Origin of the sequence: Loktanella sp. IMCC34160 (assembly GCF_004145845.1) — a bacterium.
In the GTDB taxonomy this organism is placed as follows: Bacteria; Pseudomonadota; Alphaproteobacteria; order Rhodobacterales; family Rhodobacteraceae; genus SELP01.
In genome coordinates this window covers 730,830-751,437 of record NZ_SELP01000001.1, presented here as the reverse complement: position 1 = coordinate 751,437, position 20,608 = coordinate 730,830, and the positions used below count along the sequence as shown (strand labels likewise).

17 protein-coding genes are annotated in these 20,608 nt (G+C 66.4%); 6 read left to right on the top strand and 11 right to left on the bottom strand.

Annotated elements, in window-relative coordinates; translation table 11 throughout:
* Positions 1-5: 5 nt before the first annotated feature.
* The 3 genes from EU803_RS03660 to EU803_RS03650 form a co-directional block, all read right to left on the bottom strand.
* A complete protein-coding gene (locus tag EU803_RS03660; RefSeq protein WP_129679838.1) occupies positions 6-1,583 on the bottom strand; it encodes a carboxyl transferase domain-containing protein in 1,578 nt (525 codons plus the stop codon).
* A 69-nt stretch (positions 1,584-1,652) separates the two neighbouring features.
* Positions 1,653-2,816 (bottom strand): isovaleryl-CoA dehydrogenase, encoded by a 1,164-nt coding sequence (locus EU803_RS03655; protein ID WP_129679836.1) that lies wholly within the window; start codon positions 2,814-2,816, stop codon positions 1,653-1,655.
* Positions 2,817-3,107: 291 nt separating this feature from the next.
* Positions 3,108-3,695: a DUF1285 domain-containing protein gene (locus EU803_RS03650; protein ID WP_129679834.1), complete on the bottom strand. Its 588-nt coding sequence runs from the start codon at positions 3,693-3,695 to the stop codon at positions 3,108-3,110.
* Between the two features lie 60 nt (positions 3,696-3,755).
* Between EU803_RS03650 and EU803_RS03645 the strand changes: the two genes are divergently transcribed.
* Genes EU803_RS03645 through EU803_RS03630 form a run of 4 tightly spaced genes read left to right on the top strand, consistent with a single transcriptional unit; the run spans position 3,756 to position 10,478 of the window.
* Complete coding sequence (locus tag EU803_RS03645; protein ID WP_129679833.1) at positions 3,756-4,760, top strand: MoxR family ATPase; 1,005 nt, start codon at positions 3,756-3,758, stop codon at positions 4,758-4,760.
* Entirely contained in the window at positions 4,757-5,632 is an 876-nt protein-coding gene (locus EU803_RS03640; RefSeq protein WP_129679831.1) for a DUF58 domain-containing protein, read from the top strand. The genes EU803_RS03645 and EU803_RS03640 overlap by 4 nt, the downstream gene beginning before the upstream one ends.
* Positions 5,632-8,403, top strand: a complete 2,772-nt coding sequence (locus tag EU803_RS03635) for a DUF4159 domain-containing protein (protein WP_129680174.1) — start codon at positions 5,632-5,634, stop codon at positions 8,401-8,403. Before EU803_RS03640 ends, EU803_RS03635 begins: the two co-directional genes overlap by 1 nt.
* Positions 8,400-10,478 carry a hypothetical protein gene (locus EU803_RS03630; RefSeq protein WP_129679829.1) on the top strand — a complete coding sequence of 693 codons (2,079 nt, stop codon included), beginning with the start codon at positions 8,400-8,402 and terminating at the stop codon, positions 10,476-10,478. The genes EU803_RS03635 and EU803_RS03630 overlap by 4 nt, the downstream gene beginning before the upstream one ends.
* Before the next feature lie 54 nt (positions 10,479-10,532).
* Here the strand turns inward: EU803_RS03630 and EU803_RS03625 are convergent, their stop codons facing one another.
* The 7 genes from EU803_RS03625 to EU803_RS03595 form a co-directional block, all read right to left on the bottom strand.
* Positions 10,533-11,063 (bottom strand): DUF4167 domain-containing protein, encoded by a 531-nt coding sequence (locus tag EU803_RS03625; protein WP_129679827.1) that lies wholly within the window; start codon positions 11,061-11,063, stop codon positions 10,533-10,535.
* A gap of 233 nt (positions 11,064-11,296) precedes the next feature.
* Positions 11,297-12,133, bottom strand: coding sequence for a peptide chain release factor N(5)-glutamine methyltransferase (gene prmC, locus EU803_RS03620; protein WP_129679825.1), 837 nt, complete (start codon positions 12,131-12,133; stop codon positions 11,297-11,299).
* Positions 12,130-13,185: a peptide chain release factor 1 gene (gene prfA, locus EU803_RS03615; RefSeq protein WP_129679823.1), complete on the bottom strand. Its 1,056-nt coding sequence runs from the start codon at positions 13,183-13,185 to the stop codon at positions 12,130-12,132. Before prfA ends, prmC begins: the two co-directional genes overlap by 4 nt.
* Positions 13,186-13,234: 49 nt before the next feature.
* The gene (locus EU803_RS03610) at positions 13,235-13,645 is read right to left on the bottom strand and encodes a DUF1499 domain-containing protein (protein WP_129679821.1); all 411 of its coding nucleotides are present in this window, start codon (positions 13,643-13,645) and stop codon (positions 13,235-13,237) included.
* A 168-nt stretch (positions 13,646-13,813) separates the two neighbouring features.
* A complete protein-coding gene (gene speB, locus EU803_RS03605) occupies positions 13,814-14,755 on the bottom strand; it encodes an agmatinase (protein ID WP_129679819.1) in 942 nt (313 codons plus the stop codon).
* Positions 14,755-15,720, bottom strand: a complete 966-nt coding sequence (speB, locus tag EU803_RS03600; RefSeq protein ID WP_129679817.1) for an agmatinase — start codon at positions 15,718-15,720, stop codon at positions 14,755-14,757. The genes speB (EU803_RS03605) and speB (EU803_RS03600) overlap by 1 nt, the downstream gene beginning before the upstream one ends.
* Positions 15,721-15,774: 54 nt before the next feature.
* A complete protein-coding gene (locus EU803_RS03595) occupies positions 15,775-16,935 on the bottom strand; it encodes a M20 aminoacylase family protein (RefSeq protein WP_129679815.1) in 1,161 nt (386 codons plus the stop codon).
* A gap of 62 nt (positions 16,936-16,997) precedes the next feature.
* Here EU803_RS03595 and mazG point away from each other — a divergent pair, with 62 nt between their 5' ends.
* Both mazG and EU803_RS03585 read left to right on the top strand, forming a co-directional pair.
* Positions 16,998-17,840 (top strand): nucleoside triphosphate pyrophosphohydrolase, encoded by an 843-nt coding sequence (gene mazG / locus EU803_RS03590; protein ID WP_129679813.1) that lies wholly within the window; start codon positions 16,998-17,000, stop codon positions 17,838-17,840.
* Between the two features lie 68 nt (positions 17,841-17,908).
* Positions 17,909-18,913 (top strand): Fe(3+) ABC transporter substrate-binding protein, encoded by a 1,005-nt coding sequence (locus EU803_RS03585; protein ID WP_129679811.1) that lies wholly within the window; start codon positions 17,909-17,911, stop codon positions 18,911-18,913.
* A gap of 56 nt (positions 18,914-18,969) precedes the next feature.
* Here the strand turns inward: EU803_RS03585 and EU803_RS03580 are convergent, their stop codons facing one another.
* Positions 18,970-20,511, bottom strand: coding sequence for a sensor domain-containing diguanylate cyclase (locus tag EU803_RS03580; RefSeq protein WP_129679809.1), 1,542 nt, complete (start codon positions 20,509-20,511; stop codon positions 18,970-18,972).
* Positions 20,512-20,608 lie beyond the last annotated feature (97 nt).

Below are 20,608 nucleotides of genomic sequence, written 5' to 3'. Positions count from 1 at the left end.
TGCCCTCACATCCGGAACACGCCGAAGCGGGTTTCCGGGATCGGCACATTCAGTGCCGCCCGCAAGGACAGGGCCAGCACCTTGCGGCTGTCGCGCGGGTCGATCACACCGTCATCCCACAGCCGGGCCGAGGCATAGAGGGGATGAGATTGCTCTTCGAACTGTTTGATAATCGGTGATTTTATCGCGTCGATCTGGTCGTCGGTAAGCGGCGTTCCGGCCCGTTCCGCCGCGTCGGCCTGAACGGTTGCCAGCACGCCTGCCGCCTGTTCCCCGCCCATTACGGCGGTGCGCGACGTGGGCCAGGACCAGATGAAATTCGGACTGTAAGCCCTTCCAGACATTCCATAATTCCCGGCGCCAAACGATCCGCCGACGATCATGGTGATCTTGGGGACGGCGGTGGTTGCCACGGCGGTCACCATCTTGGCTCCGTGCCGCGCGATCCCTTCGTTTTCATACTTCCGCCCGACCATGAACCCGGTAATGTTCTGAAGGAAAATCAACGGGATACGGCGCTGGCTGCACAGTTCCACGAAATGCGCGCCCTTTTGGGCGGCCTCGGAAAACAGCACGCCATTGTTGGCGACGATGCCGCAGGCCATGCCCTCGATCTCGGCAAAGCCGGTGACGAGCGTTTCCCCGAACCGCGCCTTGAACTCGTCAAATCGCGATCCGTCGACGATCCGGGTGATCAACTCGCGGATGTCATAGGGGGTGCGCAGGTCCGAAGGGATCACATCGAAGAGGTCGTCGATGGGCCTTGCCGGGGCGTCGAAATTGTCCGGTTTGTACACTTCCGACGGGGCAGGTTGCGCGTTTTGTACCGCCCGCCGCGCGAGTGCCAGCGCATGCGCGTCGTCCTCTGCCAGGTAGTCCGCGACCCCCGACAGCCGGGTGTGCACGTCGCCGCCGCCCAAGTCTTCGGCGCTGACGACCTCGCCCGTCGCGGCCTTCACCAGCGGCGGACCGGCGAGGAAAATCGTCCCCTGTTCCTTCACGATGATCGACACATCGGCCATCGCCGGGACATAGGCGCCCCCGGCGGTACACGACCCCATGACCACGGCGATTTGCGGGATGCCAGCGGCGCTCATCTGGGCCTGATTGTAGAAGATGCGGCCAAAGTGATCGCGGTCGGGAAAGACCTCGTCCTGATTGGGCAGGTTGGCGCCGCCGCTGTCGACAAGGTAGACGCAAGGCAGCCGGTTCTGCTGGGCAATCTCTTGCGCCCGCAGATGTTTCTTGACGGTCATCGGGTAGTAGGTACCGCCCTTCACGGTGGCATCGTTGGCCACCACCATGACCTGCCGCCCCTCGACCAGGCCGATCCCGGCGATGACCCCGGCACAGGGGGCCGCGCCGCCATACATGCCATGCGCCGCCGTCGCCCCGACTTCGAGGAAGGGCGATCCGGGGTCGAGCAGGTTCGCGACCCGTTCACGCGGCAGCATCTTGCCCCGGGCCACATGGCGGGCGCGGGATTTCTCGCCGCCGCCAAGCGCGGCCAGACGGGCGGCCTCGGCCACTTGGGTGAGCGCCGCTTCGTGGCCAGCGCGACCTGTCAGGGGAAGGTTAGTCATGCGGCACCTCTGCGGGACGGCGGGCGGGGCGATGATCCCGGCATGGCCGGGGTCGAGCGGCGCGCGGCGTCATCCCATCGCCCCCATCATTTCGCGCCCGATCAGCATCCGCCGAATCTCGGAGGTGCCCGCGCCGATTTCCATCAGCTTGGCGTCGCGGAAGATGCGAGCCACCGGGGATTCGTTCATGAAGCCCATGCCGCCCATGGCCTGCACCGCCTGATGCGCGACGGTCATCGCCTCTTCCGAGGCGTAGAGCACGCAGGCCGCCGCGTCGGCCCGTGTGACCTCGCCCCGGTCGCAGGCCTTGGCCACCTCGTAGACATAGGCGCGGGCCGAATTCATCTTGGTATACATGTCCGCGATCTTGCCCTGCATCAGCTGGAAGCTTCCAATCGGCTGGCCGAACTGCTGGCGCTGCGCCAGATAGGGCATCACCTCGTCCAGACAGGCGGCCATGATGCCGGTGCCGATCCCCGACAGCACGACCCGTTCGTAGTCGAGCCCGGACATCAGCACCCGCACGCCCTTGCCCTCTTCGCCAAGGATGTTTTCGAACGGCACCTCGACATCCTCGAACACCAGTTCCGCGGTGTTCGATCCGCGCATCCCCAGCTTGTCGAAATGCTTGGAGGTCGAAAAACCCTTCATCGACTTTTCCACAATGAAGGCGGTGATCCCCTTGGACCCGGCGTCGGGGTCGGTCTTGGCATAGACCACCAGCGTGTCGGCGTCCGGCCCGTTGGTGATCCAGAATTTCGTGCCGTTCAGCACGAAGCGGTCGTTCTTCTTTTCCGCCCGCAGTTTCATCGACACCACGTCGGACCCGGCCCCGGCCTCGGACATGGCCAGCGCGCCGACATGCTGGCCGGAAATCAGGCCGGGCAGGTATTTGTGTTTCTGCTCTTCGGTGCCGTTCAGCTTGATCTGGTTGACGCAAAGATTGGAATGCGCCCCGTAGGACAGGCTGACCGAGGCAGAGGCGCGGGCGATTTCCTCGACCGCGACCACATGAGCGAGATAGGACATCCCGGCCCCGCCGTATTCCTCGGGCGTGGTGATCCCCAGAAGCCCAAGGTCGCCCATTTCCGTCCACAGATGCGCGGGGAAGTCGTTGGTCCGGTCAATCTCGGCGGCAAGCGGCTTGACCCGCTCTTGCGCCCAGCCGTGCACCATATCGCGCAGGGCGTTCACATCTTCGCCAAGGTCAAATCGCATGGTTGCGGTGAACATCGGGGCCTCCGGGCGTTAAATGAACAGTTGTTCAATAAATAGCCGGAGTCGCAGTTGCAGTCAATCCTGCCTCCGCCCGCGCATCGCCTGCCCGTGGGATGGCGACGAAACGGACAGGCCCAAGCGCTTTATCGTGCAACACCGCAAAGACGGCTGGCTTGGGCGGACGTTCCGCCAGATCGCCAGCCCGCCGAGACGGACAGGCGATGCGCGGGCGGCCTGCGGCCTTGTTCCCGCGCAGGGATGGGGCGGGGCGGGCGCGGACCGGGCTGGCCGCCCGGTCCCAACATCCTATCCTTGCAACTCTGCCGCCGGGATGATCGGAAAGAACACGCCCTGCGACCGCACTCCGAACCAGTCTTCCCCGTCCTGTTCGGCCACCTCGCCCAGATCGACCAGCCGGTAGAAGGATTTGCGGTCGATCAGCGCCTCAAGGTTCCGGCGGATCAGCACATAGGGCGAAGGTTCCCCGGTGTCCGGGTCGCGCGCCACGCGGATCGGGTGATCCGGCCCGGCAATGACCCTGTCCTGCACATTGGTTTCGAACTCCAGCCCGTCGCCGACCCGGTTGAAATCCACTGCGACAAAGGGGGCGTCATCCACCGTGATCCCCACCTTCTCGACCGGGGTCACAAGGAAATAAGCCTCGCCATCCTTGCGGATGATCGACGAAAACAGCTTGACCAGCTCGTGCCGCCCGATGGGCGTTCCAAGGTAGAACCACGTCCCGTCCCGGGCGATCCGCATGTCCAGATCACCGCAGAACTCGGGGTTCCACAGGTGCACCGGCGGGGGCCCCTTTTTCGACGCCCATTTCGCCGCCGATGCGAGGCTTTCCGCCGAAGCGGGGTTTCGTTCACTTCCTGTTGTTTTTGCCATTGGGGTCCGCTGCAATATCTGTAGTCTGACCCGAAGATAGTATTTGCAGGAGGTGTTGTCATGGCAGGGACCGACGATCTGGTGGCCGGGATCGAAGCGCTTGGCGAAAAACTGGGCGCGGCGCGGGCCTCGATCGGGCGGCGCTTTATCGGGCAGGACCGGGTGGTGGACCTGACCCTGTCGGCGCTGGTGTCGGGGGGCCATGCCCTGCTGATCGGCCTGCCGGGGCTGGGAAAAACCCGTCTGGTGGATACGCTGTCGACCGTGATGGGCCTTGACGGCAACCGCATCCAGTTCACGCCCGACCTGATGCCCGCCGATATCCTTGGGTCCGAGGTGCTGGAGACCGGCAAGGACGGCAGCCGCGCGTTCCGGTTCATCGAAGGACCGATTTTCTGCCAGTTGCTAATGGCGGACGAGATCAACCGCGCCAGCCCGCGCACCCAGTCCGCCCTGTTGCAGGCGATGCAGGAACGCGAGGTGACCATTGCCGGCGAACACCGCCCCCTTGGCGCGCCGTTTCATGTGCTGGCCACCCAGAACCCGATTGAACAGGAAGGCACCTATCCCCTGCCCGAAGCGCAGCTGGACCGTTTCCTTGTCCAGATCGACGTGCCCTACCCCGACCGCGCCACGGAACGCGATATTCTGCTGGCCACCACAGGTGTCGAGGAGGCCGCGGCCGAGCCTGTCTTTACCGCTGCCGAGCTGATCGCCGCGCAGACCCTGCTGCGCCGTATGCCGGTGGGTGACAGCATCGTCGAGATGATCCTTGATCTGGTCCGCGCCTGCCGCCCCGATGCCGACGCCCCCGAGATCGTCCGCCAGAACGTCAGTTGGGGTCCCGGCCCCCGCGCGGCGCAGGCGCTGATGCTGACCGTCCGGGCCGAGGCGCTTCTGGATGGCCGCCTTGCCCCCTCGCCCGAAGACGTCCGCCGCCTTGCCGCGCCGGTCCTGTCGCACCGGATGGCGCTGTCTTTTGCCGCCCGCGCCCGGGGCGTCACCCTGCCCGATGTCATCGCCGAGGTCGCGGCCCGCATCACGAAGGTCGAGGCCGCCGCGTGACCGACGCCCCCGCCACCCTGCGGGCCGGGGCAGAGGCGCTTGCCGCCCCGCTGCCGCCGCTTCTGGCCGCTGCCGAACATCTGGCGACGACCGTGATCCTTGGCGATCACGGGCGCCGGCGCGCGGGATTGGGCGATGATTTCTGGCAATACCGCCCGGCGATGCCCTTTGACGATGCAAGGTCCATCGACTGGCGCCGGTCGGCCCGGTCCGACGCAGCCTTCGTGCAGGACAAGGAATGGCAGGTCGCGCAAAGCGTGGTCTTCTGGGTCGATCTGGCGGCGTCGATGTCGTTCGGGTCGGTCAAGGGTGGCCCGACCAAGGCCGACCGCGCCCGCCTGCTGGCGCTAGCCGCGACGATCCTGCTGATCCGGGGCGGTGAACGGGTGGGGCTGACCGGACTGCGCCTGCCGCCGCGCAGGGGCACGGCCCAAATCGCCCGCATGGCCGACCGTCTGGCGGAAGACGCCCCCACCGATTACGGCCAGCCGGAAACCGAAGGGATGTTGGCGCATAGCCGCGCGGTGTTCATGTCCGATTTCATGGGCAATATGGATGCCGCCGAAGAGGCGCTGCTGCGGGCCGCCGACCGGGACGTGCACGGGGTGATCCTGCAGGTGCTCGACCCGGCGGAGGAGGCGTTTCCCTACGACGGGCGCACGATTTTCGAAAGCATGGGCGGCGGCGTGACCCATGAGACCCTGAAGGCGGGCGAGTTGCGCGCCCGCTATCTTGACCGGCTGGCGGAACGCAAGGACCGGCTGGCGGGGCTGGCCCGCACCACAGGCTGGCTCTATTCCACCCATCACACGGGCGATCCGGCGGCGGGCGCGCTGCAATGGCTTTATCGCGGGCTGGAGCGGCGCGGCTGATGTGGACCCTTGGCCCGATAGCGTTTTCCGCGCCCTGGCTGCTTCTGGGGCTGATCGTGCTGCCGATCCTGTGGCTTTTGCTGCGGGCCGTGCCCCCTGCCCCGATCCGCCGCCGGTTTCCCGGTGTCGCGCTGTTGCTGGGCCTGACCGATGACGAGGCGCAGACCGACCGGACGCCGTGGTGGCTGCTTTTGCTGCGCATTCTGGCGGTGGCGGCGGTGATCCTTGGCTTTGCCGGGCCGGTGCTGAACCCGCAGGCGGACCGGGCCGGGTCCGGGCCGTTGCTGATCGTGGCGGACGGCACATGGGCCGATGCCCGCGACTGGACCGCCCGGGTGGACCGGATCGAGGCGCTGTTGACCGAGGCGGGCGCGGCGGGCCGCGCGGTGGCCCTCACCACGCTGACCGATCTGCCGCCCGATGGCCCGCTGTTCCAATCCGCCGATGCGGCCATTGCCCGGCTGCCGAACCTGTCGCCGCGCCCGTGGGAACCGTCCGAGGCCGATCTGGCCGCATTCGCGGGCACCCTGTCGGGCGGGTTCGAGACCTATTGGCTGTCCGACGGGCTGGACCGTGCGGGCCGCGCGCCGCTGTTGCAGGCGCTGGAAGATCGCGGGCCGGTCACCGTGTTCCAAAGCCCGCGCCAGACAATCGCCCTGCGCCCTGCCAGCTATGCCGACGGGGCCGTGGCGCTTCAGGCGGTGCGCACCCCGGTGGGCGACGCACGCGAGGTCGGCGTGGCCGCCGTCGGGCTGGACCCGGCAGGCGTTGAACGGCAGTTGGCCACGGCGAGTTTCACATTCGAGGCGGGCGAACCAGTGGCCGATCTGGCCCTGTCGCTGCCACCCGAATTGCGCAACCGCGTCACCCGGTTTGAACTGACCGGCCTGCGGTCGGCCGGGGCCGTGACCCTGACCGACGACAGCCTGCGTCGCCGCGAGGTGGCGATGATCGCGGGCGGCGGGGCGGATGAAACGCTCGACCTTTTGTCGCCGCTGCACTACCTGCGCGAGGCGCTGGCCCCGACCGCCGACCTGCTGGAAGGGCCCCTCGCCGATATCCTGCCCGCGAACCCGGATGTGATCATCCTTGCCGATGTGGCCGCCCTGTCACCGTCGGAGACCGAGGACCTGTCGGATTGGGTGGACAATGGCGGGCTGCTGTTGCGCTTTGCCGGGCCGCGCCTTGCCGCCAGCGACGTGAGCCGCGCCGAGGAAGACCCGCTGATGCCGGTGCGGCTGCGCGCCGGGGGCCGCAGTATCGGCGGCGCGATGAGTTGGGGCGACCCCAAGGCGCTGGCCCCCTTTGCCGAGACGTCACCCTTTTTCGGTCTGGCGGTTCCGGGTGACGTGACGGTCACGACGCAGGTCATGGCCCAGCCCGACCCTACGCTGGCCGAACGAGTGATCGCACAATTGGCCGATGGCACGCCGCTGGTGACCCGCAAGGCAATGGGCGAAGGGCAGATCGTTCTCTACCACGTCACCGCCAATGCCGAATGGTCGTCGCTGCCCTTGTCGGGCCTGTTCGTGCAGATGCTGGAACGGCTGGCCGTCTCGACCCGTCCGGCCCGGCCGGACGCGGCGGAACTGGAGGGCACCACATGGTTGCCCGAGGTGCTGCTGACCGCCGAAGGCCGGTTGGACGAGGTGGACACATTGCCCGGCGTTCCCGGCGCCCGGCTGGCCGAGGCGACCCCCGGAGCGGACCTGCCGCCCGGCCTTTATGCGGGCGAGGACCGGCGCATCGCGGTCAATGTCATGGGGGCCGACAGCACCCTGTCGCCCGCCGCATGGCCCGCCCGTATCCCGGTCGAGGGGCTGACCGTGGCACGTGAACTGGCGCTGAAAGGCTGGCTCTTGGGCGCGGCGCTGGCGCTTCTTTTGGCGGATGTCCTTGCCGCGTTGTGGCTGTCGGGCAAGCTGCGCGGGCCGCGCGGCAATGTGGTGGCGGCCCTGCTGGCGGGGCTGTTGATGGTCCAGCCGGACGCGCCCCGCGCGCAGGACGCCGAGTTGGACGCCTTTGCCATCGCCGCCACCCGCGATGTCGTTCTGGCCCATGTTCTGACCGGCGACAGGTCGGTGGACGACCGGGCGGCGGCGGGTCTGTATGGGTTGTCGAGCACGCTGTACCAGCGCACCTCGATCGAGCCGGCGATGCCGATTGGCGTGGATATCGAACGGGACGAACTGGCCTTCTTTCCCTTCCTCTACTGGCCCGTCACGGCAGACCAGCCGATGCCGTCGCGCGCGGCCTATGACAAGCTGAACCGTTATCTGCGGTCCGGCGGGATGATCCTGTTCGACACCCGCGACGCCGACCGCGCTGGCTTTGGCAGCGGCACGCCGGAGGGGCGCAAGCTGCAGGCCATTGCGCTGGGGCTGGATGTGCCGGCGCTGGAGCCGATCCCCTCGGACCATGTTCTGACCCGGACCTTCTATCTGCTGCAGGATTTCCCCGGCCGTTATGTGGGCCGCGAATTGTGGGTCGAGGCCGCCCCGCCCGACGCGGAGGCCGCCGAAGGGATGCCGTTCCGCGATCTGAACGATGGGGTGACGCCGGTTGTCATCGGCGGCAACGACTGGGCTTCGGCCTGGGCGACGGATGAAACGGGCGTCCCGCTGTACCCCGTGGGGCGCGGCAGCGCGGGCGAACGGCAGCGGGAGTTTGCGATGCGGTTCGGGGTGAACCTGATCATGCATGTGCTGACCGGGAATTATAAATCCGATCAGGTGCATGTGCCTGACCTGCTGGACAGGCTGGGCCAATGACGGGGACCGTGGTTCTTGATCCGCTTCTGCCGCTTTGGCTGCTATATGTCGCGGCCGGTGTGTCCTTTGCTGGGACCACGCTGGCGATCTGGCGGCGGCTGCCTGGCTGGTGGCTGCGCGGGTTGGCGGCGATTGCGCTGCTGGTGGCCATCGCCAATCCCTCGCTGCAGCAGGAAGACCGGCAACCCCTGTCCGATATCGTCATCGCCGTGGTAGACGAAAGCGCGAGCCAGCGGATCGGCACCCGCGCCGATCAGACCGCCGCGGCGCTGGACGCGCTGCGGGCCGAGGTTGCCGCGCGCGAGAATACCGAACTTCGGGTCATCCGGCTGGGCGATGGCGAGGGCGACGAGGGCACCCGCCTGCTGTCCGCCCTGACCGAGGCCCTGACCGAAGAACCGCAGGGCCGGATCGCGGGCGTGGTGATCCTGTCGGATGGGCGGGTGCATGACATTGAACAGGCGCCCGGCGTGCCCGCGCCGGTGCACCTGTTGCTGTCCGGGCAGGCGGGCGACTGGGACCGGCGGCTGATCGTCAAGAACGCCCCGGCCTTTGCCGTGCTGGGCGAACAGATCACCCTGACCCTGCGGATCGAGGATCAGGGCGCGGCCCCGGCGGCCGCCCTTGCGCCCCTGTCCATCGCCATCGACGGCGGCCTGCCAATGGAGTTCGAGATTCCCACCGGGCAGGATGTGGAATTGCCCCTGACCCTGCCCCATGGCGGGATGAACGTGCTGCAATTCAACACGCCGGTCGTCGCGGGCGAATTGACCGACCGCAACAATGCCGCCGTGGTTCAGATCAACGGGGTGCGCGACCGGCTGCGCGTGCTTCTGGTGTCGGGCGAACCGCATCCGGGCGAACGCACATGGCGCAATCTGCTGAAATCCGATGCCTCGGTCGATCTGGTGCATTTCACCATCCTGCGCCCGCCCGAGAAACAGGACGGGGTGCCGGTGAACGAGCTGTCGCTGATCGCCTTCCCCACGCGCGAGCTGTTTCTGGAAAAGATCGACGAGTTCGACCTGATCATCTTTGACCGCTACCGGCGGCGCGGCATCCTGCCGTCCAGCTATCTGGAAAACATCCGCAATTACGTAGAGACCGGCGGCGCGGTTCTGATCTCCTCCGGGCCGGAATATGGCGGGGCGGAAAGCATCTATCGCTCGCCCCTTGGCGCGGTGCTGCCCGGCGCGCCCACAGCGCGGCTGTTCGAGGAAGGGTTCACGCCCGACCTGACCGACCTTGGCCAGCGCCACCCGGTGACCGAGGGGCTGGAGGATTTCGGCCCCGCGCCCGGGGCGGACGGGCTGCCCGGCTGGGGCCGCTGGTTCCGCCTGATCGACGTGTTCCCCGCGCCCGAGGCCGATGTGGTCATGCAGGGCCCGGATGGCCGCCCGCTGTTGCTGCTCAACAGGGTGGGTGAGGGCCGGGTCGCGCTTCTGACCTCGGACCATTCTTGGCTGTGGGACCGGGGGTTCGAAGGCGGCGGCCCGCAGTTGGAACTGCTGCGGCGGCTGGCCCATTGGATGATGAAGGAACCGGAGCTGGAGGAAGAGGCGCTGTGGGCGGAACCCGCCGGGCAGACCATGCGAATCATCCGGCGCACGCTGGGCGACGGGGCAGGCGATGTCACCGTGACCCACCCCGACGGGACGGAAACGCTCGTGCCGCTGGACCAGGTTTCGCCAGGCCGGTTCGAAACCCTTTGGGAGGCGCCCGAGGTGGGGCTGTACCGCCTTCGCGAAGGCGACCGGGAGGCGGTGATCGCGCTTGGCCCCGCGGCGCCGCGGGAATTCGAGGAAACCATCGCCGATGCCGCCCTTCTGACCCCGATGGTCGAGGCGACGAATGGCGGAGTGCTGCGCATGGAAGACGGCGCGCCGGACCTGCGCAGCGTGCGCCCGGGCCGACCGGCCGCCGGCCGGGGCTGGTTCGGGATTACCCCGCGCGGGGCCTACCAGACCGCCGAGGTGCGGATCACGCCGCTGGTCCCCGCCTGGCTGTTCCTGTGTCTGGCCGGGCTGCTGATCGTCGGGGCATGGCTGCGCGAAGGTGGGCGCGGCCGGTCGTAGCGACAACGAAAAAGGCCCGGAAGTGTCCGGGCCTTTGCTTCATTTCCAATCGCGTTATTCCGCGGCTTCGCTGGGCGTATTGTCCGCAGACCCTTCGCCCTCTGCCGCCTTGGGCTTGCGCGGGCGGCGCGGTTTCTTGGGCTTGGGGGCCTCTTCCACGCGGTTTTCCGGGGTCTCGACCAGACCGTTGTCAGCTTCGGCCGGGGCGGTCGCATCGTCCGACGCCGGACCGTTCGCCGCCTCTTCCTGCGCCTTCAGCCGTTCGGCCCGTTCCCGGTCCCGTTCAGCCTGCCGCTGGCGGTTGGCTTCTTCCTGTTCCTCGCGAGCCTTGTCGACCTCGCGCTGCGCCTCGGCCAGCAACCGGGTGTAGTGTTCCGCGTGCTGGGCGAAGTTTTCCGCCGCGACCCGGTCGCCCGAAAGCTGGGCGTCGCGGTGCAGCTGGTTGTACTTGTCGATGATCTGCTGCGGCGTGCCGCGCACCTTGCCATCGGGGCCAGAGCTGTCGAAAACCCGGTTGATGATATTGCCGCCCGAAGGCCGATTGTTGCGGTTCTTGTTCCGCGACCGTGATTTGGAAGATCTCATGAACGTTCTTTCGTTCAGCTGCGTGAAATTTGCGCTTCGGGCCGCTGGCGCCCCGTGGCGCCGCTGATGTGCCCATCTCTTGTCTGGCGTAATATCGGGGGGAGGCCGAAAGGCCCGCGTCCCTGCCGATAGCCCCGATTAAACACCTAAACCCCGGCCCGGCAAGGGGATTCAGGCCCGAAATCACGTTTTTCACGCGGGTGTGCGCTGCATTTCCCCCAAATCAGCGGGAATCAGCCCGGGTGTTGCCCGGAAACGACCCGGTCCCGCCCGTCGAGGTCGGGGAGAATCTGCACCCCGCTCAGCCCGGCCTGTTGGAACAGCTCGGCCACCGCCGCCCCCTGCTGCCAGCCGATTTCGACCATCAGCCGCCCGCCGGGGGTCAGATGTGCCCCTGCCCCGGCCGTGATGGCGCGGTAGGCGGTCAGCCCGTCCCGCTCATCCGTCAGGGCCATGCGGGGTTCAAAGGACAATTCCGGGGCGAGCGCAGGCATTTCTTCGGCCGCGATATAAGGCGGGTTCGATACGATCAGGTCGAAGCTGCCGGAGATCTCGGCGAACCAATCAGAACGGATCAGCCTGGCCCTGTCCGCGACGCCCAGCGCGGCGGCATTGCGCCGGGCCACGGCAAGGGCCGCGTCAGAAAGGTCCGCCCCCAAGCCCCGCGCTGGCAGCCGTTCGGCCAGAAGCGTCAACAGGATGCAGCCCGACCCGGTGCCAAGGTCGAGGACCGAGGCGAAGGGAACGGCGAGCGCGGCGGCGATCAGGGTTTCGGTTTCGGGCCGTGGGTCCAGCACATCCGCTGTCACTTCGAACCGGCGGCCCCAGAAGTCGCGGTGCCCCAGAATGTGGCTCATCGGGGTGCCGCCCGCCCGACGCGTGGCCAGACCAAGCGCCCGGTCCAGAAGGTCGGAGGCCAGCGGATCACGCGCGATCAGCGACATGCGGTCAGGTGTGGTGTCCAGAATATGGGACAGGATCAACCGCGCCTCGCGCCCGGCCCCGTCGATGCCCCCTGCGGCCAGTTTTGCGGTCAGCGCGGTCAGCCCGTCCTGAACCGTCAGGTTCATCCGTCCATCTCGGCCAGAAGGGTGGCCTGCGCGTCCTGAATCAGCGCGTCGATCACCTCGTCCAGATCGCCCTGCATCACCTGATCCAGCTTATAGAGCGTCAGGTTGATCCGGTGGTCGGTCATCCGGCCTTGGGGGAAGTTGTAGGTGCGGATGCGTTCGGACCGGTCGCCCGATCCGACCTGGCTTTTGCGGTTAGCGGAGCGTTCGCTGTCCACCCGCTGCCGTTCCATGTCATACAGCCGGGTTTTCAGAACCTGCATCGCGATCTCGCGGTTGCGGTGCTGGGATTTCTCGGAGCTGGTGACGACGATCCCGCTGGGCAGGTGGGTGATCCGCACGGCCGAGTCGGTGGTGTTCACGTGCTGCCCGCCCGCGCCGGAGGACCGCATGGTGTCGATGCGGATATCGTTGGCGTCGATCTTGATGTCCACGTCCTCGGCCTCGGGCAGGACGGCGACGGTTGCGGCAGAGGTGTGGATGCGCCCGCCGCTTTCGGTCTCGGGCACCCGCTGCACCCGGTGCACGCCGGATTCGTATTTCAGCCGGGCAAAGACCCCGTCGCCGGCAACGCGGGCCACGACCTCTTTGATGCCACCAAGTTCGGTCTGGGCTTCTTCAATGATCTCGAATTTCCAGCCGCGCGCATCGGCGTAGCGCTGATACATGCGCAGAAGGTCACCTGCGAACAGTGCCGCCTCTTCCCCGCCGGTGCCGGGCCGGATCTCGATCATCGCGGGGCGGGCATCGGCGGAGTCCTTTGGCAGAAGCGCCAGTTTGACCGCCTGTTCCGCCTCGGGCAGCCGGGCGCGCAGGTCGGGCAATTCGGCCTCGGCCAGTACCTTCATCTCGGGGTCGGCCAGCATCGCCTCGGCCCCGTCGATTTCGTCGATCAGGGATTGGTAGTCGCGCACGGTGTCCACCACGGGCCGCAGTTCGGCATATTCGCGGGACACGGTGACAAATTCATCGCCCGAAAGCCCGGCGGACATGCGGGCCTCGAGGTATTCGAAGCGTTCGGTGATCTGGCGGAGGCGGTCATTGGGTATCATGCGCCTGCATTCCCCTATCCCGCGCGAGCCGTCAAGGGATCAGCGGGGATCAGAGCCCCGCCTGCCCCAGCCAGTCTTCGATCCGGGCCCGGTTCACCCCCATGTCGCCGCGCCCGAACCGCAGCCGCCCGTAAAGCGTGATCCGGTCGCCGGACTGTTCAACGGTGGTGTAGTCGGGAAACCCCCAGAGGCGCGAGCGGGTGACATAGGTGATCCGGCCCTCGGCCACCGATCCGGCCAGCACGGTGGTGCGGGGCGTGGCGCGGGCGATGGCGTCGATCCGCGACAGCGCCTCGGGGTCCGCGCCGTCGCGCACAGTGGCAAAGCTGCCGTCGCGCGGGTGGTCGCCAAGCGCGAGGTCGGGCACGGGCCGGTGCCAACGGGACGGGTCCGACGGGGCCAGCCGGACAAAGGCGGCAAAGCCGAGGATCAGGACGAGGAGAAGGGCGAGGGTTTTCATGGGCGGTCCGGTGTTTGGTATGGGCTAAGTAGGCCCAACCTCGGGACAGACAAGATGTTGGCCGGGCAGGATTTTGCATCCAGCCGACCGCGGGTGGCGCGGAACGCGCCGCCCATGGGGGCGGTCGGCGCGTGGCCAATCTGGCGATTGGCTGGTGCTGTGAACTGTCTAGCGGTAGTCCACACCCGGCAGGATGCAGAGCATTTCATACAGCAGGTTCGCCCCGGTCAGCGCGGTATTGCCGCTGGGGTCATAGGGGGGCGAGACCTCGACCAGATCGCAGCCGACGATGTTCAGCCCGCGCAGCCCCCGGATCAGCTCCAGCGCCTGCGGCGTGGTCAGCCCGCCGATTTCCGGCGTCCCGGTGCCGGGCGCATAGGCGGGATCAAGGCTGTCGATGTCATAGGTGATATAGACGGGCGCATCGCCGATCTGCGCCTTCACCTCGGTCGCGAGGGGCGCAAGGGACTTGTGCCAAAGCGTGTCCGCCTGCCGCACGTTGAAGCCCCAGCCGCGCGCCTCGTCAAAGTCACCCGCCGCATAGCCGGTGCCCCGCAGTCCGATTTGCCAAACCTTGCTGTCGATCAACAGCCCCTCTTCATGGGCGCGGCGGAAGGGGGTGCCATGGGCGATGGATTCGCCGAACATATGGTCGTTGATGTCGGCATGGGCATCGACGTGGATCAGGGCCACCGGCCCGTGCTTTTCCGCGATCGCCTGAAGGATCGGGTAGGTCAGCGTGTGGTCGCCGCCCATGGTCATCGGGATCGCGCCCTGCCCCAGAACCCCGCGATAGAAGGCGGCGATGCGGCGCACACTGTCCTTCAGGTCAAACGTGTTGATCGGCACGTCGCCGATGTCGGCGCAGTTCAGGCTATCGAAGGGCGCGGCTCCGGTGCCCATGTTATAGGGGCGGATCATCGCGCTTTCGGCGCGGATGGATTTGGGCCCGAACCGTGTGCCCGCCCGCCAGGACGTGCCGATATCCATCGGCACGCCGACAAAGGCCACGTCCAGCCCCTGGGCCGTTTCGGCGGCAGGCAGCCGCATGAAGGTGTTCGGCCCGCCGAAGCGGGGCATCTCGTTGCCGCCAAGGGGTTGGTTCGGCATCATGCCCCCCGTTTTGCCGCCGCGAAAAGGTTTACCAGTTCCATCGCCACATGCGCCCCGGCAATCGCCGTGGCCCCGGTGGTGTCATAGGGGGGCGAGACCTCGACCACGTCGCCGCCGACAAGGGTAATGCCGGAGAGGTCGCGCAGGATCGCCTCGGCCTGCCAGCTGTGCAGCCCGCCCCAAACCGGGGTGCCGGTTCCGGGGGCAAAGGCGGGGTCCAGCGCGTCGATATCAAAGGTCACATAGGTGGGATGCGCGCCGACCTTGGCCTTGGCCTTGTCGACCACATATCCCACGCCCTTTTCATGCACTTCGCGGGCAGAGACATATTCCATCCCCAGATAATCGTCGCATTCCGTGCGAATGCCGATTTGCAGGGACCGCGCCGGGTCCACCAGCCCGAGCTTCACCGCCTTGTACATGAAGGTCCCGTGGTCGATCCGTTCCATGTTGTCATCCGCCCAAAGGTCGGAATGGGCATCGAACTGGATCACCGACATGGGCCCGTATTTGGCGGCATAGGCCCGCAGGATCGGCAGGGTGATGAAATGGTCGCCGCCAAGGGTGACGCTGCCCGCCCCGGCGGCAAGGATGGTGTTGAAATGCGCCTCGACCAGCCCCGGAAAGCTGGGCGTATGGGCGTAGTCAAAGGCCACATCGCCGTAGTCCACGATGTTCAGCTCTTCCAGCGGGCTGGCGCCCAGCGCGAAGGGCGGATCATAGGGTTGCAGGGTCGAGGCCTCGCGGATGGCGCGGGGGCCAAAGCGGGTGCCGGTGCGATGGGTCACGGCCTGATCGAAGGTCACGCCGGTGATCGCCAGATCGACCCCGGTCAGATCCTTGGTATAGCGGCGACGCAGAAAACTGGTCGCCCCGGAAAAGGCGTTTTCATAGGCCAGCCCGCGCATCTCGGCCCGGGTAAAGGCCAGGTCCATCTGGGTTTTCGCGTCTTCAAGGGCCATCTCATCTGCTCCCGGCTGAAATTTGATCAAATTTGCCGCAAGCGCGGGCGGAAATCAAGCGTGCAGCCGTTCGATCAACCGACAGAAGAAAGAGGCCCCAATTGGCGCGGCGTCATCGTTGAAATCAAACTTCGGGTGATGGCAGGACGGGCCGATCCCCTGTCCCAGAAACAGGAAACAGCCGGGCCGGGCGTTCAGCATATAGGAAAAATCCTCGGACCCCATTTCGGGGCCGTAGTCGTCATCGACCCGCTCCGGCCCGACGACCTCGGCCGCGATTTCCACGGCCTTGGCGGTTTGGGCGGCGTGGTTGACCGTGGGCGGATAACTTTTGTCGTAGTCCAGATCGACCCGGACCCCGTGGCTTTGCCCCACGCCCGCGCAGATCGCGCGAATCCGGTCCTCGGCCATCTGGCGCACCTCGGGGTCGAAACTGCGCACAGTGCCCATGACCTGCGCGACCTCCGGGATCACGTTCATCGCCGACCCGCCGTGGATCTGGGTGACCGAGACCACCAGCGGGTCCAGCGGTTTGACCGACCGGCTGACGATGGTCTGCAACTGCCCATACAGGGACACGGCAGCGGCCAGCGGATCGACGCATTCATGCGGATAGGCCGCGTGGCCGCCGACCCCCGTCAGCGTGATGACGAAATCATCGACCGCCGCCATGATCGGGCCGGGGCGGGTGCGCATCTGCCCCAATTCGGCGAAGGGGTCGGTGTGCAGCGCATAGACCTCTTCGATCCCGAAACGGTCCATGATCCCCTCTTCCACCATGATCCGCCCGCCGCCGATAATCTCTTCGGCCGGTTGAAAGATCAGTGCCGCGGTGCCCCGGAAATTCCGGGTTTCCGACAGGTAGCGGGCGGTGGCCAGAAGCATCGTCGTGTGCCCGTCGTGGCCGCAGGCGTGCATCCGCCCTGGCACGGTCGAGGCGTGCTCGGCCCCGGTTTCCTCGTCCATGGGCAGGGCGTCCATGTCGGCGCGCAGCCCGGTGACGGGCCCCGGCCCCTTTGACCCGTGGATCAGGGCGACGATGCCGGTGCGGGCGATGCCCACGTGCACCTCGTCCACGCCGAAATCCCGCAGCTTGGCGGCGACAAACCCGGCGGTTTCGTGACAGTCCAGCGCCAGTTCGGGGTGCATGTGCAGGTGGCGGCGCCAGGCCTTCAGGTCGGGCGCGTAATCAGCGATGCGGTTGATGATCGGCATGGGTGGACTCTTCCAGCGGGGACAATACCCTGCCATCTGACCCGGAAAGGACGGATTGCACAATGGATCAAAAGACATCGGACGCCATCGTTCATGACCCAGACGGCGGGATCGACCGGCTGGTCGAGATCATGCGGCGGCTGCGCGACCGAGACAGCGGCTGCCCCTGGGACATCGAACAGGATTTCGCCACCATCGCCCCCTATACGATCGAGGAGGCTTATGAGGTCGCCGATGCGATCGACCGGCAGGCCTGGGACGAGTTGAAGGGCGAATTGGGCGACCTGCTGTTCCAATCGGTGTTCCATGCCCAGATGGCCGAGGAGGCCGGGCTGTTCACCTTTCACGAGGTGGCGCAGGGCATGGCCGACAAGATGGTCGCCCGTCATCCGCATGTCTTTGGCGACGAGACCCGCGACAAGAGCGCGGACCAGCAAACCGCCGATTGGGAAAAGATCAAAGCCGCCGAACGCGCCGCCAAGGCCGAGGTGCGGGTGCTGGACGGCGTGGCGCTCGGCCTGCCGGCGCTGATGCGGGCGGTAAAGCTGCAAAAGCGGGCGGCGCGGGTCGGGTTCGACTGGCCCTCGACCGACGAGGTGATCGACAAGATCGTCGAAGAATCGCGCGAACTCGTCGAGGCGCGGGACGAATTGACCCAGGCCGAGATTGAGGAGGAGATGGGAGACCTTTTGTTCGTCATGGCCAATCTTGCCCGGCACCTGAAGGTCGACCCCGAGGTCGCTCTGCGCGCGGCCAACGCCAAATTCACGCGCCGGTTCAACAAGATAGAGGACATTCTTGCGACCCGAGGCAAGACCCCGGCCGAGAGTGATCTGGCCGAGATGGACGACCTTTGGACCCGGATCAAACAGGCCGAGAAAGCTGGGCGAAATTATTCCGAGTAAAAAATTCAGGTATTGACCTGACCAAAAGACTCGGGTTTATCGGAGCCATCGAAACAACGGAGCCCGAGATGAAAACTCGTACCCTTCTGGCAAGCCTTCTGGCCACTGCAACCGCCCTGCCCGCGCTGGCCGATGTGAACATCTATACCACCCGTCAACCCGAGCTGATCCAGCCGGTGATGGACGCCTTTACCGAGGAAACCGGGATCGCGGTGAACCTCGCCTTTGTCTCCGAAGGCATCGTGGAGCGGCTGAAGGCCGAAGGCCGCCGGTCGCCCGCCGATCTGGTGATGACCGTTGATATCGCCAACCTGCAGCAGATCGTCGATGCGGGCGTGGTCCAGCCGGTCACCTCCGAGGCGCTGACCTCGGCCATCCCGGCGGACCTGCGCAGCCCCGACAACCTGTGGTTCGGCCTGACCACCCGCGCCCGGATCGTCTATGCCAGCCGCGACCGCGTGGCCGATGGCGAGGTGACCACCTATGAGGATCTGGCCAGCGACGCCTGGGAGGGCCGCATCTGCACCCGCTCCGGCCTGCATGATTACAACCTTGCCCTGATGTCGGCGATGATCGCCCACCACGGCGAGGACGGCGCCCGCGACTGGGCCGCCGGTGTCCGCGAAAACCTGGCCCGCAAGCCCGAAGGCAACGACCGCGCACAGGTCAAGGCGATCTGGGCGGGCGAATGCGACATCAGCCTTGGCAATACCTATTACATGGGCCTGATGCTGGGCGACGAAGAGCAGAAGGCCTGGGCCGACAGCGTCCGGATCATCTTCCCGACCTTCGAAGACGGCGGCACCCATGTGAACGTGTCGGGCGTTGCGATGACCGAGGCCGCGCCGAACCGGGACGAGGCGCTGCAGCTGATGGAATTCCTTGTCTCGCCCAAGGCGCAGGCGATCTATGCCCAGCTGAACAACGAATACCCCGTCGTGCCGGGGGCCGAGGTGTCGGACCTTGTGGCCAGCTGGGGCAGCTTTGTCGCCGATGACGTGAACCTGTCGGATGTGGCTGGCAACCGCCCCGCCGCGCTGCGGATCATGGAAGAAGTGAACTTCGACGGCTAAGCTCCGAAGGTAAGTCATGACTGCCGGGCCGGTCCCCATGGGGCCGGCCCGTTTTGTCAGGTCTTTTCGGCCTTGGCGCGGCCCGCCTTCTTGGCGCTGGCGGTGCGCACGCAGTTGCGCCCGTCCTCCTTGGCCCGATAGAGCGCCTCGTCCGCACGTTTGAGAAGCGCCTGCGGCGTATTCCCGCAATTGGGATAGGACGACACCCCGGCAGAAATCGTCACGCGCGGCAGCGGCCCGTCGAGATAGCGCACCTGCGTTGCGGCGATGGCGTCGCGCAGCGTTTCGGCAAGGTCCACCGTCTTTTCAAGGCTCGCCTCGGGCACCAGTACCGCGAATTCCTCGCCCCCGAAGCGGCAGGCGGTTTCGCCGTTGTTCATCACCTCTTGCAGCCGCGTGCCGATGGCCCGCAACACCATGTCGCCCGCGTCATGCCCGTGGTTGTCGTTGAAGTTCTTGAACTTGTCGGCATCAAAGGAAATCAGGCCAAAGGTCCGCCCGCGCCGGTCGGACATGGAAATCTCGCGCCGGATCGCATCCATGAAGTAGCGCCGGTTATAGAGGCCCGTCAGCGGATCGCGGATCGACTGGTCGTGCAGTTCGTCGCGCAGTTTGACGTTGGCGATGGCCATCGAGATATGTTCGCCACACCGCACCGCGAATTGCGCGCTGTCGCGCACATGAGCCGCCCCGTCCGAGGCATGATCGAACCGCATGTGCATTAGCCCCACTGTGTCGCCATGTGCGACGATCGGGACGCAGATATATTCGTTGGTGTCGACGCCGTGGTTGTGCGCCTCGACGTGGTCGCAGACGAAACACAGCCCGTCCGATTCATATTCATAGGCCCGGCCCCGGCGCAGCGCCCAGCAGCTGTCGGCGGCGATGGATTGGTGCAGGTCGATGGTGTTCCAGTTGCAGACCCCGTCCAGCGCGTCGCGGCTGTTTGAATAAATGTACAACTCGCCCTTGGACCCGGGCAGCAGCCGTTCCATGAACCGCGACACGATCATGTAAAGTTCGTTCAGGGATTTGCAGGATTGCAGCCATTCATCCAGCTGCCCCAGCATCCGCGCTTCGTTCTGGCGGGCCCGTTCCGAGGCAAGAACCTCGCGCGCGCGCAATTCGGCATCTTCGGCGTCCTGCTTGGCCTTGGCGATTTCGCGGGCGGCGCGGCGTGCCTCGGTCACGTCGGTGAAGGTGACGACATAGCCGCCGCCCCGCGCGGGCCGTCCGCTGGTCAGGACGACCCGCCCCGAAGGAAGGTGCCTGTCGAAGGAATAGGGTTGATGCGCCCGGATCTGCGCCTGTGACATCCGGCGGTCTTCCTCGCTCATCTCGCCACGGGCAAGGGCACGGTCGCGGAATTCTTCGCGTTCGGCGCCGATCTGAAGGTCGCCGCCGGACAGTTCCAGCACGTCGAAGATACGGGTGTTGTGCAACTCGCAGATGCCATCCTTGGACCAGACAAGGATGCCCTGTTCCATGATGTTCATGATCTCGGTCGCGAGGTCGTGAATGTCACTGGGCGCGTCGACAGGCTCGTCCGACCAGCTGGCGACCGATTTACCGGGCTGCGCGATCTTTTCATGTTTCACAAAAACGGCTCCACTCCGACTGGCACTTTGGCCAATCCTGCGAGAGAACCCTTGTCGACCGGTTAATACGGGCGGTCATCCGGCCCGGAAGCTAGCA